This is a genomic window from Planomonospora sp. ID67723, assembly GCF_015711605.1.
GTDB lineage: Bacteria > Actinomycetota > Actinomycetes > Streptosporangiales > Streptosporangiaceae > Planomonospora_A.
Genome location: NZ_JABTEZ010000005.1, coordinates 154,744 through 179,831, shown reverse-complemented (window position 1 = coordinate 179,831; position 25,088 = coordinate 154,744). Strand labels below are relative to the sequence as shown.

Here is a 25,088-nt window from a genome sequence, read left to right as displayed (position 1 = left end):
TCCTGCGTGGCCGCGCGTGCCACCGCGCCCCGCGGGCCGCACGAACCCGGCCGGTCGCCCGTGCGGCCCGGCTGTTGGCACAGATCTCGCCGGACTGGGAGAATCCGGGGTCATGCGACTGTTCGGGCGCAAGAGCGAAGCCGCCGAAGACCCCGCCGACGGCATCGGCGAGTTCTGGACCTGGTGGGCCGAGGCCAGATCTGAGCTGGATGCGATGGTCGCCGCCGGGGAGGCCGAGCGGCTGGCCGAGTGGATCGGTCCCGCGGTGACGGTCGTCCACCCCTCCCTGGTGTGGGAGATCACCCCCGGGTTCACCGCCGACCAGGCCCTGGTGGTCACCGCCGCGGGCGACCCCGGGCTGCGCGCCGTGGCGCACCGCTGGGCCGCCGCCGCGCCGCCCGCCGACGGCCGGTGGGAGTTCCACCCGTCCCGGCGGGCCAACCCGAACGCCATGGATCTCACCCTCGACGTGGACGGCTACGAGTTCGCGCTGGACAAGCTCGTGCTGGGCCTGCGGGCCCCGCACGGCAACCCCCGCGTCGACGTGGTCGCCCACCACCCGATCTTCGGCATCCTCGACGAGGAGACCCGGACCGAGGCCGCCCTGCTCGCCCTCGACTGGCTGCTCGGCGAGGACGACGTGGCCCGCTGGGTCGGCGAGATCTCCGCCGTCCAGTTCCCGCCGATCGACGCCGTGCCCGCCGTCCACCTGCCCGGTGTGGTCGCCGACCTCGCCTCGGGCTTCCAGGAGGAGCAGTGGGCGCTGCTGGAGGGCGAGACGGCCACCGGCGCCCGGCTGATCGCCACCGCCCGCTACCCTCTCCGCCCGGTCGACTACCCCCTGTTCGACCAGCACATCGCGATCACCCTGCCCTACCTGCACCGCGACGCCGACGGCCTGCCCGCCGGGCCGTCCCTGGACGCCCTGCGCGACTTCGAGGAGCGCCTCGCAGGCCGGATCAGCAGGCTGAACGGGACCGCCGTGCTCGCCGCCCACATGAGCGCCGAAGGACAGCGGGTGCTGCACGTATACGCCGATCCGGTGGGCGACGCGGCGATCCACGCCAAGGAGCTGATCATCAGCTGGGAGGAGGGCCAGCCCCGCGTGGACGTCGTCGGCGATCCCGCCTGGACCGCCGTCGCCCCCTTCCTCAACTGACCCCTCCCCCCCCTACAGCCGCACCGGGCCCGGACGGGGAGTGCGGGCCGGCCGCGGAACCTCCGGGTCGCAGGACCCCGGTCATGGGGCGCCGGGTCAGGACAGGCCCGCGCGGCGGGCGCGCTCCACGACCAGGCCGATGACGTCGGCGACGCGGTCGACGTCGGCCTCGGTCGAGGTGTGGCCGAGGGAGAATCGCAGGGAGCCCCGGGCCCGGACGCCGTCGGCGCCCATGGCGAGCAGGACGTGGGAGGGCTGGGCCACCCCGGCCGAGCAGGCGGAGCCGGTCGAGCACTCCACCCCCTTGGCGTCCAGCAGCATGAGCAGGGCGTCCCCCTCGCACCCGGGGAAGGAGAAGTGGGCGTTGCCGGGGAGCCGGTTCTCCGGGTCGCCGTTGAGGATCACGTCGGGGACCGCCTGCCGTACCCGGCGGATCAGCTCGTCGCGGAGGCCGGACAGCCGGGCGGCGGTCTCGGCCTGGCGGGCCACCGCGGTCTGCACCGCCACCGCGAGGCCGGCGACCGAGGGGGCGTCGAGGGTGCCGGAGCGGACGTCGCGCTCCTGGCCGCCGCCGTGCAGCACCGGCACCGGGTCGACGCCCCGGGCCAGCAGCAGCGCGCCGACGCCCATCGGGCCTCCGACCTTGTGACCGGAGAGCGTCAGGGCGTCCGCTCCGGAGTCGGCGAAGTCCACCGGGAGCTGGCCGATCGCCTGGACCGCGTCAGTGTGGAACGGGATGCCGTGGTCGCGGGCGATCGCGGCCAGCACCCGGACCGGCTGGACAGTGCCGACCTCGTTGTTGGCCCACATGACGCTCACCAGCGCGACGCTGTCCGGGTCGCGCTCGACGGCCTCGCGCAGGGTCTGCGGGTGCACCCGGCCGGACTCGTCGACGTCGAGCAGCTCGACGGTCGCGCCCTGCCGGTCGCCCAGCCAGTGCGCGGGGTCGAGCGCGGCGTGGTGCTCGACCGCACTGATCAGGATGCGGGTCGCCCCCGCGGCGCGGCGGGCCCAGTAGAGGCCCTTGATGGCCAGGTTGTCGGCCTCGGTGCCGCCCGAGGTGAAAACGACCTCGCTGGGCCGGGCGCCGAGTGCGTCCGCGATGCTCTCGCGCGACTCCTCCACGACCTGGCGGGTACGGCGGCCCGCCGCGTGCAACGACGAGGCGTTGCCGACCCTGCCGAGGTGGGCGGTCATCGCCTCGATGGCCTCGGGAAGCATCGGCGTGGTCGCCGCATGATCGAGATAGGCGGACTGCACGGCCGCACTCCCCTCCGCAACTTATTTCAGCCTTCCAAGCGTATCCGCGCCCGCGCGGACCCCCGCCCCCGCGTTGACCACTGAACCGTCCAGACGGTACAGTAAAGAGCATGAGACGAGAGGAACTGCTGGACGCGGCGGAAGAACTGCTGGCCGATCAGGGCTCCTCCGCGCTCACGCTGGCGGCCGTCGCAGAACGCGCGGGCTGCAGCAAAGGCGGCCTGCTCTATCACTTCAGCACCAAGGAAGCCCTGATCAAGAGCATGGTCGAGCGGCTGATCGAGGAGTTCGACGAGCTCGTCGCCGCCCAGGGCCGCGACACCTACACCAAGAACTACCTGGCCGCCACGTTCGCCGCCGTGCGGAGCGGCCGGCTGCGACGCTGGGCGGTGGTCACCGGGGCCTCCGGCAACCTCTATCTGCTCGCGCCGCTGCGGGAGGCGATGGCCCGCTGGCACCGCGAGGGGCTGGAGTCCGAGCCCGACCCGGCGGCCGCACAGATCGTCCGCCTGGCCTGCGAAGGGTTGTGGGACGTGGCCAGCCACGACCCCGGCCTCTACGACGACGGCCACTACGCGGAGCTGGAACAGCGCCTGCTGGATCTGCTGTCCGCCTGACCGGACCGGTCGTCCGACCGGCTCCCTCCATCCGGGCCCGCCTGGCGGCGCCCGCCGGTCCCGCCTCCCCCGTCCGCGCCGACCGGCCATGTCCGCCCTCGTCCAGGTGACTGTCCGTACGCACTGGTGGTCGCTTCCGCATCCGCGGAAGCGACCGGATTCTCTGTGCCCGGCCGGCACAGCTCGAAAACCTCCGTTGAAAGGATTGTGTGATGACCCGCGATCTGAGGACTGCCCGTAACGGGGCAATCCTCACTTTTGTTCTCGGCGGACTGATGTGTGGATCGATAACCGTGCGCCTGCCCGCGCTGTCCGACAAACTCGGCCTGTCCGAGGCGTCGATCAGCGCCTCCCTGCTCGCGTGGAGCCTGGGCGCACTGGTGACCATGCAGTCGATGCGCGGGGTGATGACGCGTTTCGGCAGCCGGAGCATCCTGCGGGTCGCCGCGCCCCTGTGCGCCGTCACCCTCGCCATGCTCGCGCTCGCACCGTCGTTCCCGCTGCTGCTGGTCGCCTCCGTGCTGTTCGGCCTGGCGTTCGGCGCGCTGGACATCGCGATGAACGCGCAGGGCTCGACGGTCGAGCGCGCCCACGGTCTCCCGCTGATGAACGGCATGCACGCCGGCTGGTGCGTGGGCGCGATCTCCGCGGGCCTGCTCGGCACCGCGGCCATCGCGGCCGGGCTCTCGTTCACGGCCCACCTGGCCCTGGTCGCCCTGGTCTCGCTGCCCGCGGCGGCCATGCTCAGCCGCACCTACCTGCCCGACCCCGCCCCCGAGCCGGCGAGCGCCGGAGAGGGAACCCGCCGCCGGATGCCGCCGGTGATCTACCTGCTGGGCGCGATCGCGTTCTGCGCCTTCATGGTCGAGGGCACGATGGCCGACTGGAACGGCCTCTACCTGCGCAACGAACTCGGCGCCTCCGAGGCCGTGGCGGCGCTCGGCTACCCGGTCTTCGAGGGAGGCATGCTGATCGGCCGTCTCGCCGGCGACCGGGTCCGCACCCGGTTCGGCGCGCGAGGGATGATCATCGTTTCCGGACTGGCCACTGCGGCGACCTTCGCCGTGGTCGTCACGTCCTCCTCGGTCGCGGTCGCCGTCTCGGCCATGCTGTTCGTGGGCCTCGCGGTGGCGACGATCTCCCCGGTCGCCTTCTCCCTGGCGGGAGAGGCGACCGGCAACCCCGGTCCCGCCATCGCCCAGACGGGTGCGATGGGTTACGCGGGCCTGCTCCTCGGCCCGGTGATCATCGGCTTCCTCTCCGACCTGGCCTCGCTCAGGACCGCGCTCGGCGTCGCCGTCGTGCTCGGCGTCCTGATCGCCGTGGCCGGCCGGTTCCTGCCCCGGCCCGGTACGACTTCCGCCGCCCCGGCCGGGCCCCGCGGGAACAAGCTCTCCATGGCGGCCTGAGACCCCTCCCGGGCGGTCCGGACCTCCCGCAGGCCCGCCCCGAGGCGGCCCGGGCACCCGCCGGACGACGCCGGACGGCGCCGCACGGAAGTCCGTGCGGCGCCGTCGCGCTCTGCGGGCCCGAGGGCTTACTTGCGCTTGACGACCTCGTCGGTCAGCTGCGGGACGACCTGGTTCAGGTCACCCACGACACCGAAGTCGGCGAGCTCGAAGATCGGCGCCTCGGGGTCCTTGTTGATCGCGATGATCGTCTTGGCCGTCTGCATGCCGGCCCGGTGCTGGATGGCCCCGGAGATGCCGGCCGCGATGTAGAGCTGCGGCGAGACGGTCTTGCCGGTCTGGCCCACCTGGAACTGGTGCGGGTACCAGCCGGCGTCGGTGGCGGCGCGGGAGGCGCCGACCGCCGCACCGAGCGAGTCGGCCAGCTTCTCGATGATCGAGAAGTTCTCGGCCGAACCCACGCCGCGGCCGCCGGAGACCACGATCGCGGCCTCGGTGAGCTCGGGGCGGGCGCCCTTCTCCTCCTTGACGCGGTCCACGACCTTCGCGGCCTTGGCGGCGTCGGAGACGGCCACGGAGACCTGCTCCTCGGCGCCGGCGCCGGCGGCGGCCTCGACCGGGGTCGCGTTCGGCCGGACCGCGATGATCGGGGTGCCCTTGGTCACGCGGGACCGCACGTTGACCCCGCCGCCGAAGATGGACTGGTCGGCGACCAGGCCCTCCCCGATGCCGACGGCGTCGGTCAGCACACCGGAATCGATCTTGATGGCCAGCCGGCCGGCGATCTCCTTCGCCTCGGCCGTCGCGGCGACGAGCACCGCGGCCGGGGACGCCGAGGAGACGAGCTGGGCGAGCAGCTCCGCCTTGGGGGCGACCACGTAGTCGACGATGTCGGCGGAGTCGGCGACGTAGATCTTCTCGGCGCCGTACTCGGCCAGCTTGGCCTTGGCCTCGGCGGAGTAGCCGGGGCCGGTCCAGACGGCCGACGGCTCGCCCAGCCTGCGGGCGAGCGTCAGCAGCTCCAGGGTGACCTTCTTGACCTGGCCTTCGACGTGCTCGACGAGAACGAGAACCTCGGACATCTCAGTTAACCCCCCGTTCTCAGACGAACTTCTTCGACGCGAGGAAGTCGGCGGCCTTCACGCCGCCGTCGCCCTCGTCCTTGACGATCGTGCCGGCCGCGCGCGGCGGGGCGGCGGCGAAGTCGGCCACCTCGCTCCACGAGTTGGCCAGGCCCACCTGCGCGGCGTCGATCTCGGCGTCGGCGACGCCCAGCTTCTCGACCGGCTTCTTCTTGGCCGCCATGATGCCCTTGAAGGACGGGTAGCGCGGCTCGTTGATCTTCTCGACCACGGAGACGACGGCGGGCAGCGAGGCCTCGACCTTGTCGTAGCCGTAGTCGGTGACGCGCTGGATCGCGATGGACGAGCCGGCGACCTCGACCTTGTTGGCGAAGGTGAGCTGCGGCACGCCCAGGCGCTCGGCCAGCATCGCGGCGAGCACGCCGGTGCGGGCGTCGGTGGACTCGGAGCCGAGCACGACCAGGTCGAACCCGATCTTCTTCAGGGCCTGCGCCAGGGCGTAGGAGGTGCCCAGCGCGTCGGAGCCGTGCAGCGCGTCGTCCACCAGGTGGACCGCCTTGTCGGCGCCCATGGCCAGGGCCTTGCGGATGGTCTCGCTGGCCTTGTCGGGGCCCATGGTGAGGACGGTCACCTCACCGCCGTGAGCTTCCTTGAGCCGCAGCGCCTCCTCGACCGCGTACTCGTCGAGCTCGTTGACGACGCCGTCGGCGGCGTCGCGGTCGAGCGTCTTGTCATCGGACCTCAGCTTGCGCTCGGTCGCCGTGTCGGGGACCTGCTTCACGCAGACGACGATGTTCATGGCCGGTGGCCGACCTCCCGTGTTCGCGTGCGCCACCGCTTCGTCGCGGTCGGCGCCGGATGCTCGGTACGCGCACGCGGGGCACGTGCACGTGATGCCAAGACTGCCAGGTGCCCGAGGGCGTCGTGACAGCGGGTGGCCCGGCCGGGTCGCGCCCGTCCTGGTCCCCCGGCATCATGTTACCCATCGGTAGCTTAGGCGCAAACCACCGGCCCGTACGGCATGAGCCGACCGGACCGGCCGCCGCCCGGCGAGCCGTTCCCCACCATACCGAACTATGTTCCGGAACCGGCGGGCGGTACTCCCGTCCTACCCGCGAACCGGCGGTTCAACTGCTCAGCAGGATCACGACCAGGACGAACACGACCGTCGCCAACGCCAGGCCGAGAGTGAGCGGGCTGAAGAACGCGCCGAGCACGAACCACAGTGCGATGGACCCGCCGGCGCCCGCCAGGTCCACGGCGAGCCGTGGACGGTTCTGTCGGGCGAGCAGGGCGACGCCCCCGTCGACGAGCATGACCGCGCCGTAGATCGTCAGAAGCAGCAGCGAGACCTCGGGCAGCGGGCTCTTGGCCGCCGCGGCGGTCAGCGCCACGAGCAGGCCGGTGCCGACGACCCACCGGCGGTGGATCACCGCGCGGCGGCGCTCGCGGACCTCCTCCGGCGTCCGGTCCCCCGACCGGCGGCCGCGGCCCGGCCGCCACTCCCGGGTGGTGAGGCTGTGCACCCCGCCTCCGCGGGAGGCGCCCCGCGGCGCGCGGTGAGCGGTCTCCTGGAGCGGCTCCCGGCTCTCGGCCGCCGCGAAGGCCGGGAGCGGCGGGGCCGCGACGCGGACGACGGGGGCCGCCGCGCCGAGCCGGGCCAGCAGCATGCTGGCCGGTGGGCGGGCGGCGGGGTCGCGCACCATGCACTCCCGGAGCAGCGGCTCCAGCCAGGGCGGCACGCCGTCCAGGTCGGGCTCGTGGTGGACCACCCGGTAACCGACCGCGGAGGCCGGGCCGGTGCCGTACGGATGCCGTCCGGTGGCGGCGAAGGCGAGCGTGGCCGCGAAGGAGAAGACATCGGCCTCCGGCCCGGTCTCGCCGCCCTCCAGGATCTCCGGGGCCAGGTAGCCGGGCGTGCCCAGGACCGCGCCCGACGTGGTGACCGAGGCCGAGTCGAGCATGCACGCGATCCCGAAGTCGATCACGACAGGCTCGCCGTCGGTCAGGATCACGTTGCCGGGCTTCAGGTCCCGGTGGATCACCCCGGCGGAGTGGACGGCGGCCAGGGCCTCGGCGAGACCGCGCGCCAGCCGTACGAGGTCGTCGCCCCTGATCGGGCCGTCGCCGGAGACCACCGCGGCGAGCGGGCGGCCCTGGACGTAGCGGGTGGCCAGGTACGGACGGCTACCGGTCAGCGAGGCGTCGAGGATCTCGGCGACGTGCGGGCCCTGGACCCGCCGCATGGCCTCCACCTCGCGGGCCAGGCGGGTCAGCGCCCCTTCGTCGGCGGCGACGTGCGGATGCAGGATCTTGATGGCGACCGTGCGCCCCTCGGGGTCCAGCGCGAGATGGACCTCGCCGAAGCCTCCCGCCCCCAGCGGCGAGAGTAGGCGGTACGGGCCAAGACAATCACCGTCCGGCGCTCCCATGCGACTCCCTCCGGCCTGTCCCCTTCATCGTGCCCCAGACAGGACCGTCTCGCACGGAGAGATTGCAAGAAACCGCCCGTCCCCGGACACGGAACACACACCGGGCGGTCCGGGTCTCCCTCGCGAACCACTCAGCTTGAAGCCGACTTGACATTGATTGCCCGAGAACCGCCCAAAATGTCGCGGCAAACCTGCCGCCACCCGCCCGTCCGGCGGGTCCTGCGCCCGATTCCCCCGGCACCTGATTCCCCCGGCACCTGATTCCCCCGGCACCTGATTCCCGCAGTGCCTGATTCCCGCGACCCGGTCTCCACCGGAGGGCGTCACTTCCAGAAGGACAGGAACCCGAGGCCGACGCTCTTCAGCAGGTCGTCCACGAGACCTCCGACGAGGTCCATCACGCCCATCGCGCTCTCGTGCGCCTGGGCCTGCCACTGCGTCGTCAGCTTGTCCACCACCTTGGAGGGCGGCGCCCAGGGCTCGAAGGACGGGACCATGCTCAGCGCGGCCATCACCGTGAAGAAGGCGATCGTGCCCAGGACGATCGTGGTCACCATGGCCGCGCCCGGACTGCGGATCACCCCGGTCAGCACGCGGGAGACGGCCTTGCGCGGCTTGCCGCCGCCGGGCAGCACGAACAGCCCGGCGACGAAGGCGCCGGCGGCGTAGGCGGCGGCCGGGTCGGTGTCCATCTGCCCGATGTAGACCAGGGCTCCCCAGACGCACATGCCGAACATCGCGGCCAGTGGGCCGCTCACCATCGTCACCGCGCCGGCCTTGATCAGCGCCCACGGCGTGCCGACCAGTGCGATCAGCGGGTCGGAGGCGCTGCTGCCCCGCACCGAGCGGCGCTGGGCCAGGTCCCCGAAGAGGTATTCGCCCACGCGCAGGCAGACCGCCGCGACCAGCGCGGCCGCGCTGACGACGACGGGCAGCACGCAGGCCAGCGCGACCACGATCGTCAGCAGGAGCGCACCGGCCAGCGGGTGGCCGGTGCGGTACGGAGGCCGGTCCTGCCGCGGCGGGGCCGGCGGCGTGTAGGGCCGGGGCTGGCCGGCCGGGGGCGCGTACGGCCGCGCCGGGCCGGTCGGCTGCGGCGCCGGGTATCCGGCGACCCGCTGGTCGGGGTAGGGCGGCGGCGCGAAGGCCGCAGGCTGCCGGGCTCCGGGCGGGGCGGGCACGTACGGCGGCGGGGCCGGGACGTAGGGCGGCGGCGCGGCGGCGCCGGCCTGTCCGGCGTCGCGGCCCGGCTCGGTCCGGGGCCTGCGCTCACGCCGGTCGGGCTTGGCGTACTCCACCGGCGGGAGCAGGTCGGAGTAGCTCTCGTCCTGCGGCAGCGCCCGCGTGCCGTTCGCCGGAGGGGCCCCGCCGTTCGGCATGCGGGCGCCGTTCGGCGCGGGAGGCGGCGGGACGTCACCGAGCACCCGGGTGCCGGGCGGGGGCGGCGGGGCGTCGCCGAGAACGCGCGTGCCGTTCGGCGGGGGCGGCGGGGGGCCGCCGAGCACCTTCGTCCCCGGGTCCAGCACGGCGGTCGGCGGGGGCTCCTCGTGGAAGGCCGTCACCGCCGGGTCGAGGGCGCGGGCCATGCGGTGCAACTGCTGCGCGCTCGGCCGGGCCGCGGGGTCCACGTCCAGCGCCTGCCGCAGCCAGCCGCGCAGCCAGGCGGGGGCCAGGTCGATGTTGGCCCGGCCCTCCATGATGTTGAAGCAGACGACCTCGAAGCTCCCGGTCCCGAACGGCGGCTTGCCGGTCGCCCCGAAGAAGACCGTGGAGGCCAGCGCGTGCACGTCGGCCGCCTGGGTGATCTCGGAGTCCCGGATGATCTCCGGGGCGAGGTAGCCGGGCGTGCCGACGAACATGCCCGTCTGGGTGAGCCTGGTCGCGTTGACCAGATGCGCGATGCCGAAGTCGATGACCAGCGGGTCGCCGTCGACGAGCATCACGTTGGCCGGTTTGAAGTCGCGGTGGATGACGTCGGCGGCGTGGATGGCCACCAGCGCCGCGCACATGCCCTGGGCCAGCCTGACGAGCCGGTCGGCGGGGAGCGGGCCGTCCGACAGGACGGTCTCCTCCAGCGTGCGGCCGGGGGCGAAACGGGTCACGATGTACGGCTGCGCACCGGTCAGCTGGGCGTCCAGCACCTCCGCGACGTGCGGGCTCCGGACCCGCCGCATTGTCTCCACCTCGCGGGTGAGCCGGTCGCGCGCCTTGAGGTCGGCGGCCACGTGCGAGTGCAGGACCTTGACGGCCACCTCCCGCCCGTCTTCGTCGAGCCCCAGGTGGACGGCCCCCATACCGCCCTCACCGATCTTTCTCAGCAGCCGGTACGGCCCCAGCCGCTCGGGCGCTCGCGTGTCCCCCGTCATCGCGTGGCCTGCTTTCGTAGGTCTCTCAGCTCGTTCACCACCGTCTCGACGCCGACGGGTGTCCACGTCGCCCTCCGCGCCCCGTCACCCACGGTGTCCACGGCGAGGAAGACCATCAGCGCGGCCGCCGCCCCCAGCACCGCGGCCGTGATGACGGCCGCGCTCCGGGAAGGCAGCAGTGATGCCAGAGTACGTCGCATCTGGCGACCCGGGCCCTCCACTCCCGGACCCGCGCAGACCGTCCACAGCGCGACCGCCGCCCCCCAGCTGAGCGCGTTGGTGACCGGCATCACGGGGACCAGCACGGTGAGCAGCAACGTCACCGGCAGGCCGAGGATGAGCGCGTACGGCACGAGCGCGGCGGTGACGCCGACCGACTTCAGCAGCGCGGCCGGCTGGCCGAACACCCGGAACACGTCGGCCGCGGCGGCGCCCGCGTGCCGGCGGGTGTTGAGCCTCGGCTGGGCGATGTCGGCGGCGCGCAGCAGGATCGCCGCCGGGACCGCCACCGCGGCGACGGCGATCGGAGCGATGACGGCCGCGATCGTCACGGTGACCAGCAGCAGCGTGCTCGCCACGCCGTACGCCTTGGAACGCTGCAGCGCGTGGCCGGGCCGCTGGCCCGGGTGAAGCGGGCCGGGCGCGGGCGCCTGGTTCACGTGCCCCTGATGGGCGGGGCCCTGCGGGTGCGCGTACGGGTAGGGCGGCGGCGTGGCGGACTGCCGCAGATGCGGCGTCTGCTCGAAGGAGGCGTGCTGCGGGTACGGCGGGCCCTGCTGCGGGCCCGCCGGCGCGTGCTGCCGGGGGTAGGGCTGCGGCGGGTACTGCGGCCGCTGGGCGGGCTCGGCGCCCGGCCGGGCGGACTGCGACGGCGCGTGCCCGCGCAGGTGCTCGGGCAGGTCGCCGGGGCGGACCCGCTGGGTCGGGATGTCCCCGTCGGCCACCGGGGCGGTGGCGCCCAGCTCGCCGGTGACGCCGGAACCGGTCCGGGCGGACGCCCCGGGACCGGCCTGCGGAGGCGTGCCGGGGCCGGTCTGCGCGGCCCGGTCACGCGCCGGCACCCGGCCCGTGGGAATGTCCTGCGGGTCCAGCATCCCGGTGGGGACCTCGTGGGAGGCGGCCTGGCCGGCGGCGGCCTGGCGCAGCTCCTCAGGGGTCACCCGGCGGGTGGGCCAGGGGTCGGCCTGGTCGTCGAGCAGCGAGACGTATTCGCGCGGCTGGGCCACGGGCACCGGAGGCCAGGGCGTGGCGGGGGCGGCCCCGGTGGGGCGCGACGCCACCGGCGTCGGCACCTCTCCCGGGTCCGGCGGGAGGAGCGAGCCCGTGCCGAACCCCACGCCCCCGCCCGTGCCGCCGGTGTGCGGCCGGCCGGAGTCGTCGAAGTGCGGGACCGTGGTGATCTCGTCGGGGACGCGGGGCCGGTCCGGCCCGCCGCCCCGGGACGACATCAGGCGCCCCACCTGGGCGGCCAGCTCGGCGGCCGGGGGCCGTTGGGCGGGGTCGCGCTGGAGTGCGGCGCGCAGCACCGGCTGGAGCTCCCGGGGCGTTCCGGCCACGTTCGCCTTGCCCGCGGTGATGTTGTAGAAGATCATCTCCAGCGTGCCCTTGCCGAAGGGCGGCTCGCCGGTGGCCGCGAAGACCAGGGTGCCCGCCCAGGCGTGCACGTCCACCTCGGGACCTGCCTCGTGACCCTCGATGATCTCGGGGGCGAGGTAGCCGGGCGTGCCGATGAACATGCCCGTCTGGGTGAGCCTGGTGGCGTCCACCGCCTGCGCGATGCCGAAGTCGATGAGGACGGGCTCGCCGTCCAGGATGAGCACGTTGCCGGGCTTGAGGTCCCGGTGGATCACCCCGACGGAGTGCACGGACGCCAGCGCCGAGGCGACCCCGTAGGCGAGCTTGAGCAGGGCGGGCAGGTCCAGCGGGCCGTCCTGCTTGACGACCTCGTCCAGCGGGCGGCCGGGGACGTACCGGGTGACGATGTAGGGCCGGTGGCCGGTGACGTCGGCGTCGAGCACCTCGGCGATGTACTCGCTGCGCACCCGCCGCATGGTGTCCACCTCGCGCGAGAGCCGGCGGCGCGCGACCTCGTCGCCCGCCACCTCGGAGCGCAGCACCTTCACCGCGACCTGCCGCCCCTGAGGGTCGACGGCCAGGTGGACCACGCCCATGCCGCCCTCACCGAGCCGCCGCAGCAGTCGGTATGGACCCAGTCGGTCGTCCTGATTCATGGCATGAAGCACCATACCGGCTTAAACCCCGCTTACGAGATGAACCATCAGGTCACATTCCCCGTCTCAACAACGTCTGGCACACCTCAACGGTTTCCCAAGCGGGGGTAACACGCAATCTCAATTCGGCTTCAGTTTGCCAGGCGCAGGACCTCCGCGTTCTCCAGTCCCGCCGGCGCCGCGCCGGGAAGCGCCGGTTCCGGGTGGCGCACGCCCCCGACGACGACGCCGGGATGGGCCGCCACCTCCTCGTCCACGAGGACCGGCCGCCCCTCGATCGGTCCCAGCGGCGTGATCGCCGTCTCCGCCTCCTTCGGCCTGCCCGTCCGAAGGCGCCCTACGTCGGCGGTTCCGCCAGGGCGCGCCGGTGGATGGCGGTGACGGCCTCGCGCGCCGACTCCATGGCGCCGGCCTGCCAGGCGACCAGGCGGGTCAGCCAGTCGCCGGCGAAGTAGACGCGGCCCGCCGGGCGCCGCAGCAGGGCGAAGCCGCCGTCGTGGGACGGCCAGCGGACCCAGCCGCCCTCGACGTACGGCCTGCGGTGCCAGGCCACGGAGACGCTGGAGCGCAGCTCGGCGCGGTACTTCTCGCCGTGGATCTTCTTGCCCTGGGTGAGCGCGCGGCGCAGGCGGTCGCGGTGCGGAAGGGCCCCGTAGACCTCCGCTTCCGCGCCGGTGTTGTAGTAGCCGACGATCAGCCCGCTCCTCGTGTGGTAGCCGTGCGAGGGGTACCAGATGTGCGTGATGTCGAGGTCGGTCTCGGTGATGCCGCCGTAGATGCGGTCCTCGGTCTCCCACCAGCGCCTGCCGTACTCCAGGCCGATCTTTCCGGCGGCGACCGGCACGGGGGTGCGCAGGGCGGCCGTGACCTCGGTCCCGAGGTTGTGCGGGAGGCGGGCGAGCAGGTGGGGCGGAAGCGCGGCGACGCAGTAGTCGGCGCGGACGACGCCGCCGGGGTGGGTCACCTCGACGCCGTCGGGCAGGTTCGTGATCCGGGTGACCGGGGCGCCGGTCACGATCCGGTCCTCGCCGACCGCGCGGGCCAGCGCCGTCACGATCGCGTCCATCCCGCCGACCGGCTGGAACATGGGCATCGCCTGCTCGACGCCGAAGTCCATGGTGATCGCCCGGCCGGTCCCGGCGGAGAGCACCTCGGCCAGGGAGGACGGCCCGGCGAGGGGAACCCCCTCCGCGCTGCCCGGATAGGTCGTGAAGCCCCGGCGGTCCGAGCCCCGGTAGGCCAGGTCCTGGCCGATGTCGCCGAAGCGCCGCAGGAACTCCAGCAGCCGCTCGCGGTCCTCTCCCGTCAGCCGCCGGTCGAGCGCTCCGGCGTCGGCGGCCTTGGCGAGCAGTTCGGCAACGTATCCGTACATGTCGGCGCGGGCCGTGCGGGCGCGGACCGGGGCGGTCATGCCGCGGGTGTAGATGTACGCCGAGGCGTTGTTGTTGACGAAGACCTCGAGAGGGACGCCCAGCTCGCGGCAGTAGTCCATGGTGAGCATCCAGGGCGCGATCCGCCCCGGCCCGGCGTTGAAGTAGGTCCCCTCGCCGAACCCCGCCGTCTGCGTCTGCCCGCCCAGCTCGGCCAGCCGGTCCCCGCCCCGCAGCGTGAGGCTCCTGCCGCCGACCCGGTCGGAGGCCTCCAGAACCGTGCAGTCGTAGCCGGCCTTGCCCAGCTCGTAGGCGCAGGTCAGACCGGCGACCCCGGCTCCCAGGACCACGATCTTCGCCGCCCCCCGGCCCTGCAGCGAGAAGTCCGACCCCTGCGGCGGGGCGAAGGCCCTGTCCTGCGCGTCGGGAGCCAGCCCCAGCGCGCCCATGGCGGCGAACATCGCCCCGGCGCCCCCGGCCGCCCCGACGCCGACGAGCAGCGCCCGCCGCGTCATCGTCCCGGTCGCGGCGCCCGTACGGCCGTCGCCTCCGGCCGTCCCGGTTCCCGCGGGCCCGGCCCCGCTGGACTCGCCCATCGTCAACCGTAGATCCCGCTGCCGCAGGCGACCTGGCCGCCGACCATGGCGAAGATGCCGAACAGGGCCATGATCTCGCCGAAGTCGCCGGTCGTGAACTCCGTGTGCCGGGGGCCGGTGGAGCGCACGCCCGGGATCACCGCGCATCCGGCGGCGATCGCGGTGGAGTTCCACTCGACGGCCAGCGTGTAGGGAGGCTCGACCGTGTACGGGCGGAAGTCGGCCAGGCGGCCGAGCGCGCGGGAGGTGACCTCGCGGATGCGGGCGTGGGCGACGGCCGGCGGGAGGAGCTCGGCGGAGAACCGGTCGATGCCGTTCTTGACCGCCACGGTCTCGACGTCGCCGAGCAGCTCGCGGGCCTCCTCGCAGACCGCCTCATCCCCGGTGACCAGGGCCACCGGCACGCCGAGCGCCCCGGCGAACGCCGCGACCAGGCGGGTCTCCCCGCAGATCTCGCCGTTGAGGTAGACGTTCTGGATCTCCTTGCCCATCCAGGTGTGGTTGAGCACGCCGTGCTGGACCCCGGCCCTCGCGTGGTAGCCGGCGAAGCAGGCCGCGGCGTAGGTCCCGTCGAGTCCCTGGCCCATCCGCATCGGCTTGCCCGGCCCGCGGACCAGGGTGGCGCGCTCGTCGAGCAGGTCGATCCTGAGGTTCTTGGTCGAGCCGTGGGCGTCGTTGACCCGCACGGACTCGGCCCCGGCGTCGAACGCCCCCCGCACCACCGCGTTGGCGTCGCCGGTCATCAGCTCGCAGCCGCGCTCGTATCCCCGCCCCCCGGCGTGCATCTCCTCCGGGTCGGTCAGTCCGGTGACGCCCTCCATGTCCACCGACACGTACACCTTCACGGCAGCACCCCCACAGCCGCTCCCCTCATGACAGCCCCCACGTCTCGACGCGGCGCGCCTCATCCTCGCTCATGAACCCGATCTCCGTGGCCATGAAGTCGTGGACCTGCTTGCGCCACGGCTCGGGGACCTCCTCGACCGCGGGCGGGTAGCAGCGCTCCAGCCAGGCGGTGGACGCCTCGGTCGCCTGCAGGAACCCGGCGGCCGTCGCGAAGACGGTCTCCTCGATGCCCGGCACCCGGGCGCAGCCGTACTCGATCATCTCCTGCCCGCCGTACGGCGGGGGCTGCTGCCACTTGCGGGCGACCCCGCGGTCCGCGGTGACCGTGGTGCGCAGCGGGCGGCGCTCGACCGCCGCCTGGATGAGCTCCTTGTAGAGGCACTTGCCGCACGTCCCGCAGGGCCCGTCGGTCCCGCGCAGGCACCAGCGGACCTGCTCGCGCAGGGAGGAGCCGAGGGCGAGCCGCATGGTGACCGCCTCGCTGACCCCGCCGACCGGGAGCACGATGTGCAGGCCGGCCGCGGCGAACGCCCGTCCCCAGGCGCCGTGCGCGGACCACATCGGGTTGTCGGGGGTGTACCTGAGCAGGTAGCGGTCACCGCCCAGCCAGCGCGAGCCCAGCTCGTAGCCGAAGGCGAGACCGCCCAGGTCGAGCTCGTCTGCCAGCAGCAGCGCCCCGGCGGCCACCGCGTGGTGCTCGGGATAGCCGGGCCGGGGCTCGGCGATCGTGAACTCCAGGTCGGATCGGACGATCACCGGCTCGCGGCCGGTCTCCGCGGCGAGCCTGGCCAGCACGTCGGAGCGGTAGTGGGTCCAGCGGTTGGGCACGCGCGGGTGCGGGACCCGCTGGAAGTGCACCAGCGGCGCGTCGGGCAGCATCGCCGCCACCGCCACGGAGTCCGCCCCGCCGCTGTAGGAGATCGCCGGCCTGCTCCCCGAGCGCGGGGCCCCGCCGACCGGCCCGGCCTCGATCCCCCAGCCCGTCTCGATCGCCTCGGCCAGCTCCGGGGAGACGGGCCGGTCGAAGGCGATCCGCCGCCGCGTCCAGGGCGCGACGACGGTCCACGCGGCGAGGGCGAGCAGGTCGGGGTGGATCTCCCGCGGCGCGCGCGGCAGCTCCACCCGGAACGAGTTCGTGGCCAGCTTGAGCGCCTGGCCGTCGGAGCAGTGGCCGGTGATGGCGTCCTCGGCGTCCAGCCGGAAGGTGAGGTGCCAGACCTTCCCCCCGGACCCCCCGGACCCCCCGGTCTCCCAGGCGATCCTCACGCCGCGCTCCCGGAGGGCAGGGCCCGGCCGGGGCGTCCGGCCGCGTCCGCCCGCGTGGACGGCGCGGCGTCCGCGCCCGGCTCCGCACCTGCTGCCGTACCCTGCGAGACGCGGTCCACGGCCTGCCAGAGCAGCACCTCGTTCTGGAGCATCCGGTCCATCGCGACCGCGGTCTCGGTGGCCAGGCGGTGCGCGTCGTCCCACCGCCGCACCTGGGCCTGGTCGACCCTGACGCCGGTCCCGGTCCCGGTCCCGCCCCGGGACCCGGCCGCCTGGGCGCGGAGCCGCTCGACCTCCGCACGGAGCACGGTGACCTCGCGGCTCAGTGTCCGGACCTCCCACAGGGCGTCCTTGATGTCCTGCCGGTGGTCGGCCCGGGAGATGTACCGGGCGTCGAACCAGCCGCGGACCACCCGCCGCAGGCCCGCCGGGATCAGAGCACGCTTCACCAACCGCACCATAAATGTGCACGATACCGTTAAAGCCTGATCTACCAGGACAGATCAGCCAACAGCCGCCTCAGCGGCCGGTGAACTTCGCCTGCGTCTTCTCCGCGAAGGCACGCATGCCGATCTTGGCGTCGTCCGTGGCGAACAGCGCCGAGAACTGGAGCCGCTCCACCTCCAGGCCGGTGTCCAGATCGGCCTCCAGGCCGTGGTCGATCGCCTGCTTGGCCGCGCGCAGCGCCACCGCCGGGCCGCCGGCGAACTTCGCCGCGTAGGCCAGGGCCTCGGTGTAGACGTCGGCGTCCGGGACCACCCGGTCGACCAGCCCGATCCGCAGCGCCTCGTCGGCGGTCACGTGGCGGCCGGTGAAGATGAGGTCCTTGGCCCTGGCCGGGCCGATCAGCCGGGGCAGGCGCTGGGTGCCGCCGGCGCCGGGGATGATGCCGAGCAGGATCTCCGGCTGGCCCAGCCTGGCCGACTCGCCCGCGATCCGGACGTCGGCGCACAGGGCCAGCTCGCACCCGCCGCCGAGCGCGTACCCGGTGATCGCCGCGATGACCGGCTTGCCGATCCTCGCGACGGCGGTGAAGCAGTCCTGCAGCACCGAGGAGTGCGTCGACATGTCGGCGTAGGACATGTCCGCCATCTCCTTGATGTCGGCGCCCGCCGCGAAGACCCGCTCACCGCCGTAGATCACCACGGCGGCGACGGCCGGGTCGGCGTCGACCTGCCGGGCGCACTCGCCGATCTCCCGCTGGACCTGTCCGTTGAGCGCGTTCATCTTCGGCCGGTCGAGCCTGATCGTCGCCACTCCGCCGTCCGTCTCGACCCGCACGAACTCACCCATGGCCGTCCTCTCCGCTGTACGGCGTCCGCAGCGCCGCCGAATGTCGTCACCCCAACATAAGGCCGTCCGGCGCGGCGGGCAGCGCGAGGTCCACCGCTCTCCTCCCGGATACGGACGCGCCCGCGATCACCTGGCGGTAGACCCGTTCGTACCCTCTGGCCATGACCGTGACGTCGAACTTCCGCCGGACGTGGGAGCGGCAGTCCTCCGGCCGGATGGCGCCGACGGCCCCGATGGCCCCGGGAAGATCCTCCTCCCGGCTCAGGACGAACCCGGTGACCCCGTCCACGACCACCTCGGGCACGGCTCCCCGGTCGAGGGCGACCACCGGGGTCCCGCAGGCCATGGCCTCGATCATGACCATCCCGAACGGCTCCGCCCAGATGATCGGGAAGACCAGGCAGCGCGCGGCCGAGAGCAGCTCGCGTTTGCGGGCGGTGCCGGCCTCGCCGACGTACTCGACGCCGGGGCCGAGCCGGGGCTTGATCTGCTCGTCGAAGTAGTCCTTCTCGACCTGCTCGGTGAGCTTGCCCGCCAGCAGGATCCGCCTGCCCGCCGCGCGGGCGGCGTCGATGGCCAGATGCACGCCCTTGTCCGGGTTGAACCGGCCGAGCCAGAGCACCCAGTCCTCCTTGTCCTTCCGGAAGGGGAAGGAGGCGGTGTCGACGGCGTTGTGGACCACCCCGGCCCAGTTCAGGTCGGGGGCGACCCGCCGCTGGGCCTCGGAGATCGCGACCACGGAGACGTCGCGCCCGAGGGCCCGGTAGTACTCGACCAGCTCGCCGTCCACGTCACCGTGGCAGGTGACCACGGTGGGCACGCCGCGCGCGGCCGCGGTCAGCGGCCCGGCCGTGGAGTGGTCGTGGACGACGTCCGCGCCGAGCCCCGCGACCATCCGGGACGCCTTGGCGGCGTGCACCACCTCGGGCATCGACTCGCCGATCCGCTCGGAGGGCGGCGGGTCGTAGGTGCACAGGAAGCGCGCGGACGTCCCCGCCCGGCCCGCCCCGATCAGGACGACGTCGTGCCCGCGGCGGGAGAGCCCGTCGACGAGATCGGCCAGCATCGACTCGATCCCCCCGTATCCCCGGGGCGGCACCTCGTACCAGGGAGGCGCGATCATCACGATGCGCATCCCGCCGGGCCCCTCCGGGGAAGGGGAATCGGCCGGAACGTCACTGAAAAGCATGTCAACCTCGCCTACGGCCGCCCGGCCCGCCGGGCAGAGGCGGCCAGGGAACCTACCGCAGGGCTGCGGTCATCGGACTTCGCGGTTCGTTGAACAGGGTCACTCCCTCCGGCAGCCCGGTGACGGAGACTCCCTCGTCACCCACCTCGATCGTGACCCGGGCGCCCGCGATCTGGAGCCCCGAGATGCGCAGGTTCTTCAGCCCGACCGGATCCAGCCACACCTGGTTGTGCGTCACCCACGGATCGAGGCGGAGCAGGGTCCGGACGAGCTGGATGGGGGCGGCGGCGGCCCAGGCCTGCGGGGCGCACGAGGTGGGGTACGGCACCGGCACGCCGAACTCGGTCCGGTCGAACCCGCAGAACAGCTCCGGCAGCCGCCAGTTGAAGGCCTTGGCCGCGTCCATCAGCCCGAACGCGATCCGGCGCGCCCCCTCGGCGAAGCCGTAGCGCATCAGGCCCGCCGCGACCAGGGCGTTGTCGTGCGGCCAGACCGAGCCGTTGTGGTAGCTCATCGGGTTGTAGGCGCCCATCGTGGAGGCCAGGGTGCGCACGCCGTACCCGGTGAACATCGCGGGTGAGAGCAGGTGCTCGGCGACGGCGCCCGCCTTGTCCTCGTCGACGATGCCGGTCCACAGGCAGTGGCCCATGTTGGAGCCGAGGCCGTCGATGGCCCGCCCGCCGCCGTCGAGGCCCATCGCGTAGTAGCCGCGGTCCGGCAGCCAGAACCGCTCGTTGAACGCCTCCCTGATCCGCACCGCCCGGGAGGTCCACCGCTCCTCCAGCGCCCGGTCCCCGGCCTCGCGGGCGAAGTGGGAACGGGCGATGTAGGCGGCGTAGACGTATCCCTGCACCTCGGCCAGGGCGATGGGCGGGCGGGCCAGGGTCCCGTCGGCGAAGTTGATCCCGTCGAAGGAGTCCTTCCAGCCCTGGTTGAGCAGGCCGTGGTCGGTCTTGCGGCGGTAGTACAGGAACGGGTCGGCCGAGCGGGAGATCCATCCGAGGGCGGCGTCGGCGTACGGCATGAGCTCGTCGACCGCCTCCTTGTGCAGGCCCCACCGGCGCAGCTCGCCCAGGAGCATCACGAACAGCGCGGTGGAGTCGACGGAGCCGTAGTAGGCGTGGCTGGCGAACGGCGTCGTGCCGGTCTGCGCCCCGAAGCGGATCTCGTGCAGGATCTTGCCCGGTTCCTCCTCGGTGAGCGGGTCGTCCACGGTGCCCTGCAGGCGGGCCAGGCGGCGCAGGGTGCCCAGGGCCAGGGACTGGTCCAGGGGGAGCGCCATCCAGGAGGTCAGCAGGGAGTCGCGGCCGAACAGCGTCATGAACCACGGCGCGCCCGCGGCGACCGACGGCGGCTCGCCGGGTTTGTCCGGCTCGAAGAGCCGCAGGGAGCCGAGATCCTCCCTGGACTGGCGCAGGATCTGGGCGAGGACGCGGTTGGAGGTGGTGACGACCGGGCTCATCCGCTCCCAGTCGGCGCGCCGCCTGGCGGGCTCGGCGTGCTCCAGCGGGTGCTGGGTGGAGAACCAGGCGGGCGACTCCTCCCCCTCCAGGATCGGATTGACCTGCACGGTGACGACCCAGTCGCCGCGGCCGGGCACGACCGCCCGGAAGGTGAGCAGCCCCGGCGTGGCCGACGGTATGGGATCGGTCACCACCCGGGCCCCGCGCGACCGGCCGGCCGCCATGATCAGCAGCCCCGACGTGTCGGCCGTCACCTCCACGTCCGACAGGTGCTGGACGTGGCCGCCCTTCACCTCGAACAGGTCGGCCATGTCGGAGCCGATCTGAAGGGTGACCACGCAGCCCGCGGCCTCGTCGGACAGGTTGCGCAGGGTCAGGTCCTCCCGCAGCCCGCCGCCGACGTAGCGGTCCCTGATCACCATCAGGGTGCTCTCCGCCTGGCCCGGCCTCGGGCGCGTCCGGCCGAGGAACGTCGCGTGGTAGGGCTCGGCGGGGAGCACCCGGAGCGGCTCGACCGGGGACTCGTCCACCTTCAGCTCCCAGCGCGACAACAACCGGGTGTCGGCGTGGTAGATCCCCTGCGCCCCGCCCGGCACGATGTCACCGCTGCTCGAACAGACGCAGAAGGAGCTGCCCTCAACCAGTGTCACCGCGCTGTCGCCCAGCGCGCCCGGCTGGGTCTCGAACGTCCATGCGTTCACGGATCTCCCCCGAGATGTGAGTTTCCGGCACCCTCACCTCTCTTCCCCGCTCTGGGGGGAAGGAACGGAAAGCTTCACGTTTCACCTTGTCAGCACGGTGGCGGGCCGCTCTCCCGAGGGCGGCACGCCTCCGCGGAGACCCCGCGGGGGCGGGCCGGGCTCACCCGGCGAAGAACAGCACCGGCCCCTCGACCGTGACGCCGACCCGGTCGCCCGGCCGGTGCGGCACGTCGCCGCGCGTGCGGGCCCGGATCACGGTCCCCGACTCCAGCGCGACCGTCACGGCCGCGTCGTGCCCGAAGAACTCCACCCGCTCGACCAGCCCGCCGGAACCCTCCCCGGGCGTGCGGAGCACGAACTGCTCCGGCCGGAGCGCGACCCGGCCCGGCCCGGCGGGCCCGTCGCCCCGCCGCGGCAGGCTGCCGAGCTCGCACGAGACGGTGTCCCGGCCGCCCCCGGAGGCCGCGAGGACCACCGCCTCGCCCACGAACGTCGCCACGCCGAGGTCGCGCGGGGCGGCGTAGACCGCGGCGGGCGTGCCCTCCTGGACGATCAGCCCCTCCCGCATGACCGCGACGGTGTCGGCCATGGACAGCGCCTCCTCCTGATCGTGCGTGACGAGCACGGCGGTCGCCCCGGCCCGCTTCAGCGCCGCCCGGACCTCGTCGCGGACGCTCACCCTCAGGGACCGGTCCAGCGCGTTGAACGGCTCGTCCAGCAGGACCACCCCGGGCCGGGGGGCGAGCGCCCGGGCCAGGGCCACCCGCTGCTGCTGCCCGCCGGAGATCTGGTGCGGCATGCGCTCGCCGTACCCGGCCAGCCCGACCAGCTCCAGGCACTCCTCGATCCGCTCGGTCCGCCCCGACGACCCGCGCGGCAGCCCGAACCCGACGTTGCGGGCCACCGACAGGTGCGGGAAGAGCGCCGCCTCCTGCGGCACGATCCCGACCTTGCGCTTCTCCGGCGGGAGACCGGCGACCTCGCGGTCACCGATCCGCACCGACCCGGTGTCCAGGTTCTCGAAGCCCGCCACGATCCGCAGCAGCGTGGTCTTGCCGCAGCCGGACGGACCGAGCACCGCGGCGAGGTCGCCCTCCTGCACGGTGAGCGAGGCCCCGCGCAGCACCTGGGTCGCGCCGAAGGATTTGTGCACGTCCGTGACGGTGAGCTTCAAGAGACCTCCTTGAGAGAGCGGCGGCCGAGCACGAACCCGGGGACGGCCGCGAGCAGCATCAGCAGCGCGGCGTACGGCGCGGCGGCGCCGTATGCCCCCGAGCCGGTCTGCGTCCACAGCTCGGTGGCGAGGGTCTCCACGCCGGTGGGCCGCAGCAGCAGGGTCGCGGGCAGTTCCTTCATCGCGGTCAGGAAGACCAGCGCCGCCCCGGCGAGCACGCCGGGCAGGGCGAGCGGGAGGGTGACCTCGCGCAGGGCCCGCAGCGGACTGCGCCCCAGCGAGCGGGCGACCTCCTCCAGGACCGGCGGCGACTGCAGCACCGAGGCCCGCACGGCGCCGACGGCCGCGGGCATGAACAGCACCGCGTAGGCGATCACCAGCAACGGCCAGCGCTGGTAGATCGCCGGGACGTAGCGGACCGCGAAGAACACCAGGGAGAGCGCCATGACGATGCCCGGCAGCGAGTGCCCGACATAGGTGGACTGCTCGAGGAAGGCCGCGGTGCGTCCGCGGTACCGGGCCGCGACGACGCCGACCGGCACGGCCAGCGCCGTGGTGAGCAGCGCTCCCGCCGCCGCGACGCCGAGCGTGGCGGCGACCGCCTCGGCGAGCACGGTCGCGTCCACCCCCGCCGAGGAGCCGTCGGCCAGCCAGTAGCAGATGCTCACCAGCGGGAAGCCGACCGCGAGCCCGGCCAGCGCGGCGCACCAGGCCAGCGCTCCCGCCCGGGCCGCGCCGCCGAGCCGGATCACCGGCGGCCTGCGCGCCGGGGCGCCGCGCATGGCGTAGGCGGCCCGGCCCCGGGTGCGGGACTCGGCCGCCACGATCAGCAGCGTGACCAGCACCAGCAGCAGGCCGAGCACCGCGGCCGGGGTCCGGTTGAAGCCGGCCCGGTAGGAGGTGTAGATCTGCGTGGTGAACACGTCGAACCGCATGATCGCCACCGCGCCGAACTCGGCGAGCACGTACATGGCGACCAGCAGCGCCCCGGCGGCGGCCGAGGGCCGCAGCTGCCGGAGCACGACGCCGAGCCGCCCCCGCCCCAGGGAGAGCGCGACCTCCTCCGTCGCCGGGTCCATCCGGCTGAGGGCAGCGGCCACCGGCAGGTAGACGTAGGGGTAGCTGCAGAGCGTCAGCACCAGAACCGACCCGGCGAACCCCTCGATGTCGGTCGCGGCCACCCAGGTGTAGGCGGCGACGTAGGACGGCACGGCGAGCGGCAGCGCCGCCAGCACGCCGAAGACCCGGCGGCCCGGCAGGTCGCTCCGGACGACCAGCCAGGCCAGGGAGATCCCGATGGCCACGCAGAGCGCGGTCACCACGGCGGCCAGGCCCAGGCTGCGCAGGGCCAGCTCCGCCGTCCTGGTCCGCAGCAGGGTCCCGGTCACGCCGCCGACGCCGCCCTCGCCCGCGCGCACCAGCAGGTATCCCACCGGCAGGAGCGCCAGCGCCGCCGTCACCCCGGCCGGCGCCAGCAGCCCCGCCGGGATGCGGCGGGCGGCCGTCCCCGCCGGAGTCCGGCGAGTCGCCGTTCCAGCCGAAATCTGGCGAATCGCCATCGTCAGATCAGGCCCACGTCTTGCAGCAGGGCGATGGTCTGCTCGATCGAGTCGAGCTTGGACAGGTCGACCTGGGGGCCCTTGAGCGAGTCGAACGGCGGCAGCCCGGGGGCGATCGCCACGCCTGAGACCAGCGGGTACTCCTTGGTGGTGTCGGCGAAGAACTTCTGCGCCTCGGTGCCGAGCAGGAAGTCCACCGCCTTGTGCGCGGCGGCGGCGTGCTTGGAGCCCTTCAGCACGCCCACGCCCGCCACGTTGACCAGCGCGCCCGGATCGCCGCCGGGCAGGTAGGCCAGCCGGGACGGCACCCCGCCCTGGCCCTTCTCGGCCACCTTCTCGTACCAGTAGTAGTGGTTGATCAGGCCGAGCCGGAGCTTGCCCCCGTCGACCGCGTCGAGGATGTTGACGTTGTTGGAGAAGGTCTGCGCGCCGTTGGCCTTCATCGCCTCAAGCCACTGCCGGGCCTTGTCCTCACCGGAGACCACGCGCATCGCGGTGACGAAGGACTGGAAGGAGGCGTTCGTCGGAGCCCAGCCGACCTGGCCCCGCCACTTGGGGTCGGTCAGCTCGAAGACGCTCTTGGGCGGGACGGTGACGGTCCGGGGGTCGTAGACGATCACACGGGACCGGCCGGAGACCCCCACCCAGGTGCCGTCGGAGCCGCGGTACTCGGCCGGGACCTTCGCCAGCGCCTCCGGGGCCACCGGGGCGAGCGCCTGGTGCTTGCCCAGCGCGCCGAGCGCCCCGGCGTCCTGGGAGAAGAACAGGTCGGCCCGCGTGTCCGCGCCCTCTTCGAGGATCTGCGCGGCCAGCTCGGCGCTGTCGCCGTACCGGACCTGGACGTCCAGGCCGGTCGCGGTCTTCAGCTTGTCGAGCAGCGGGCCGACGAGGTTCTTGTTGCGCCCGGAGTAGATGACGAGGGAGTCGTCGTCGAAGCTCTCTCCGTCTCCGCCGCCGCAGGCGGACGCGAGCAGCGCCAAGGGGATCAGAGCGGCGGCGACCAGCCTGCGCAGCGACATCGGTGTTTCTTTCCTTTACTCGATCACTCGGTGGGGGTCACTCGGAGGAGCTGGAG

General features: G+C 73.5%; 20 protein-coding genes. 3 read left to right on the top strand and 17 right to left on the bottom strand.

The features are described 5' to 3' along the window. The first annotated feature begins 112 nt into the window (after positions 1 to 112). Positions 113 to 1,159 (top strand): DUF695 domain-containing protein, encoded by a 1,047-nt coding sequence (locus HS041_RS31645; protein WP_196444535.1) that lies wholly within the window; start codon positions 113 to 115, stop codon positions 1,157 to 1,159. Positions 1,160 to 1,255: 96 nt separating this feature from the next. Here HS041_RS31645 and HS041_RS31640 read toward each other — a convergent pair whose 3' ends face one another. Continuing rightward, on the bottom strand, positions 1,256 to 2,419 hold the full coding sequence (locus HS041_RS31640; protein ID WP_196444534.1) for a cysteine desulfurase family protein: 1,164 nt from the start codon (positions 2,417 to 2,419) through the stop codon (positions 1,256 to 1,258). 110 nt (positions 2,420 to 2,529) lie between these two features. On the opposite strand from HS041_RS31640, the gene HS041_RS31635 reads away from it, so the two are divergent. Both HS041_RS31635 and HS041_RS31630 read left to right on the top strand, forming a co-directional pair. Continuing rightward, complete coding sequence (locus HS041_RS31635) at positions 2,530 to 3,036, top strand: TetR/AcrR family transcriptional regulator (RefSeq protein ID WP_196444533.1); 507 nt, start codon at positions 2,530 to 2,532, stop codon at positions 3,034 to 3,036. 212 nt (positions 3,037 to 3,248) lie between these two features. After that, the gene (locus HS041_RS31630; protein WP_196444532.1) at positions 3,249 to 4,445 is read left to right on the top strand and encodes an MFS transporter; all 1,197 of its coding nucleotides are present in this window, start codon (positions 3,249 to 3,251) and stop codon (positions 4,443 to 4,445) included. A 128-nt stretch (positions 4,446 to 4,573) separates the two neighbouring features. Here the strand turns inward: HS041_RS31630 and HS041_RS31625 are convergent, their stop codons facing one another. The 16 genes from HS041_RS31625 to HS041_RS31555 all read right to left on the bottom strand — a co-directional run bounded on the left by HS041_RS31625 (position 4,574) and on the right by HS041_RS31555 (position 25,032). Beyond that, positions 4,574 to 5,527, bottom strand: coding sequence for an electron transfer flavoprotein subunit alpha/FixB family protein (locus HS041_RS31625; protein WP_196444531.1), 954 nt, complete (start codon positions 5,525 to 5,527; stop codon positions 4,574 to 4,576). A 19-nt stretch (positions 5,528 to 5,546) separates the two neighbouring features. Next, positions 5,547 to 6,326, bottom strand: coding sequence for an electron transfer flavoprotein subunit beta/FixA family protein (locus HS041_RS31620; RefSeq protein ID WP_196444530.1), 780 nt, complete (start codon positions 6,324 to 6,326; stop codon positions 5,547 to 5,549). A gap of 328 nt (positions 6,327 to 6,654) precedes the next feature. Then, entirely contained in the window at positions 6,655 to 7,959 is a 1,305-nt protein-coding gene (locus tag HS041_RS31615) for a serine/threonine-protein kinase (protein WP_196444529.1), read from the bottom strand. A 323-nt stretch (positions 7,960 to 8,282) separates the two neighbouring features. Next, positions 8,283 to 10,325, bottom strand: a complete 2,043-nt coding sequence (locus HS041_RS31610) for a serine/threonine-protein kinase (RefSeq protein WP_196444528.1) — start codon at positions 10,323 to 10,325, stop codon at positions 8,283 to 8,285. Beyond that, positions 10,322 to 12,556 carry a serine/threonine-protein kinase gene (locus HS041_RS38925; RefSeq protein WP_230880050.1) on the bottom strand — a complete coding sequence of 745 codons (2,235 nt, stop codon included), beginning with the start codon at positions 12,554 to 12,556 and terminating at the stop codon, positions 10,322 to 10,324. The genes HS041_RS31610 and HS041_RS38925 overlap by 4 nt, the downstream gene beginning before the upstream one ends. 131 nt (positions 12,557 to 12,687) lie before the next feature. Further along, a complete protein-coding gene (locus HS041_RS39580) occupies positions 12,688 to 12,813 on the bottom strand; it encodes a hypothetical protein (RefSeq protein ID WP_255530160.1) in 126 nt (41 codons plus the stop codon). Positions 12,814 to 12,893: 80 nt separating this feature from the next. Next, a complete protein-coding gene (locus tag HS041_RS31600; RefSeq protein ID WP_307845594.1) occupies positions 12,894 to 14,522 on the bottom strand; it encodes a flavin monoamine oxidase family protein in 1,629 nt (542 codons plus the stop codon). A 2-nt stretch (positions 14,523 to 14,524) separates the two neighbouring features. Continuing rightward, on the bottom strand, positions 14,525 to 15,367 hold the full coding sequence (locus HS041_RS31595; protein WP_196444527.1) for a M55 family metallopeptidase: 843 nt from the start codon (positions 15,365 to 15,367) through the stop codon (positions 14,525 to 14,527). Between the two features lie 25 nt (positions 15,368 to 15,392). Further along, positions 15,393 to 16,634: a DUF6395 domain-containing protein gene (locus tag HS041_RS31590; RefSeq protein ID WP_307845539.1), complete on the bottom strand. Its 1,242-nt coding sequence runs from the start codon at positions 16,632 to 16,634 to the stop codon at positions 15,393 to 15,395. Then, a complete protein-coding gene (locus HS041_RS31585; RefSeq protein WP_196444526.1) occupies positions 16,631 to 17,083 on the bottom strand; it encodes a hypothetical protein in 453 nt (150 codons plus the stop codon). The genes HS041_RS31590 and HS041_RS31585 overlap by 4 nt, the downstream gene beginning before the upstream one ends. A gap of 70 nt (positions 17,084 to 17,153) precedes the next feature. Then, on the bottom strand, positions 17,154 to 17,927 hold the full coding sequence (locus HS041_RS31580; protein ID WP_196444525.1) for an enoyl-CoA hydratase/isomerase family protein: 774 nt from the start codon (positions 17,925 to 17,927) through the stop codon (positions 17,154 to 17,156). 46 nt (positions 17,928 to 17,973) lie between these two features. Beyond that, the gene (locus tag HS041_RS31575; protein WP_230880049.1) at positions 17,974 to 19,062 is read right to left on the bottom strand and encodes a glycosyltransferase family 4 protein; all 1,089 of its coding nucleotides are present in this window, start codon (positions 19,060 to 19,062) and stop codon (positions 17,974 to 17,976) included. A gap of 106 nt (positions 19,063 to 19,168) precedes the next feature. Continuing rightward, a complete protein-coding gene (locus HS041_RS31570; protein ID WP_196444523.1) occupies positions 19,169 to 21,280 on the bottom strand; it encodes an amylo-alpha-1,6-glucosidase in 2,112 nt (703 codons plus the stop codon). Between the two features lie 160 nt (positions 21,281 to 21,440). Continuing rightward, on the bottom strand, positions 21,441 to 22,454 hold the full coding sequence (locus HS041_RS31565; RefSeq protein ID WP_196444522.1) for an ABC transporter ATP-binding protein: 1,014 nt from the start codon (positions 22,452 to 22,454) through the stop codon (positions 21,441 to 21,443). Continuing rightward, positions 22,451 to 24,013 carry an ABC transporter permease gene (locus HS041_RS31560; RefSeq protein ID WP_196444521.1) on the bottom strand — a complete coding sequence of 521 codons (1,563 nt, stop codon included), beginning with the start codon at positions 24,011 to 24,013 and terminating at the stop codon, positions 22,451 to 22,453. The genes HS041_RS31565 and HS041_RS31560 overlap by 4 nt, the downstream gene beginning before the upstream one ends. A 2-nt stretch (positions 24,014 to 24,015) precedes the next feature. Next, positions 24,016 to 25,032, bottom strand: coding sequence for an iron ABC transporter substrate-binding protein (locus HS041_RS31555; protein WP_196444520.1), 1,017 nt, complete (start codon positions 25,030 to 25,032; stop codon positions 24,016 to 24,018). Between the last annotated feature and the right edge of the window lie 56 nt (positions 25,033 to 25,088).

Bases quoted from the DNA above. Each gene is read 5' to 3' on its own strand.
- HS041_RS31645 (WP_196444535.1), top strand. From the start codon at position 113: ATGCGACTGTTCGGGCGCAAGAGCGAAGCCGCCGAAGACCCCGCCGAC.
- HS041_RS31620 (WP_196444530.1), bottom strand. From the start codon at position 6,326: ATGAACATCGTCGTCTGCGTGAAGCAGGTCCCCGACACGGCGACCGAG.
- HS041_RS31580 (WP_196444525.1), bottom strand. From the start codon at position 17,927: ATGGGTGAGTTCGTGCGGGTCGAGACGGACGGCGGAGTGGCGACGATC.
- HS041_RS31575 (WP_230880049.1), bottom strand. From the start codon at position 19,062: ATGCGCATCGTGATGATCGCGCCTCCCTGGTACGAGGTGCCGCCCCGG.
- HS041_RS31555 (WP_196444520.1), bottom strand. From the start codon at position 25,032: ATGTCGCTGCGCAGGCTGGTCGCCGCCGCTCTGATCCCCTTGGCGCTG.
- HS041_RS31600 (WP_307845594.1), bottom strand. From the start codon at position 14,522: ATGGGCGAGTCCAGCGGGGCCGGGCCCGCGGGAACCGGGACGGCCGGA.
- HS041_RS31625 (WP_196444531.1), bottom strand. From the start codon at position 5,527: ATGTCCGAGGTTCTCGTTCTCGTCGAGCACGTCGAAGGCCAGGTCAAG.
- HS041_RS31635 (WP_196444533.1), top strand. From the start codon at position 2,530: ATGAGACGAGAGGAACTGCTGGACGCGGCGGAAGAACTGCTGGCCGAT.
- HS041_RS31610 (WP_196444528.1), bottom strand. From the start codon at position 10,325: ATGACGGGGGACACGCGAGCGCCCGAGCGGCTGGGGCCGTACCGGCTG.
- HS041_RS31560 (WP_196444521.1), bottom strand. From the start codon at position 24,013: ATGGCGATTCGCCAGATTTCGGCTGGAACGGCGACTCGCCGGACTCCG.
- HS041_RS31615 (WP_196444529.1), bottom strand. From the start codon at position 7,959: ATGGGAGCGCCGGACGGTGATTGTCTTGGCCCGTACCGCCTACTCTCG.
- HS041_RS31630 (WP_196444532.1), top strand. From the start codon at position 3,249: ATGACCCGCGATCTGAGGACTGCCCGTAACGGGGCAATCCTCACTTTT.
- HS041_RS38925 (WP_230880050.1), bottom strand. From the start codon at position 12,556: ATGAATCAGGACGACCGACTGGGTCCATACCGACTGCTGCGGCGGCTC.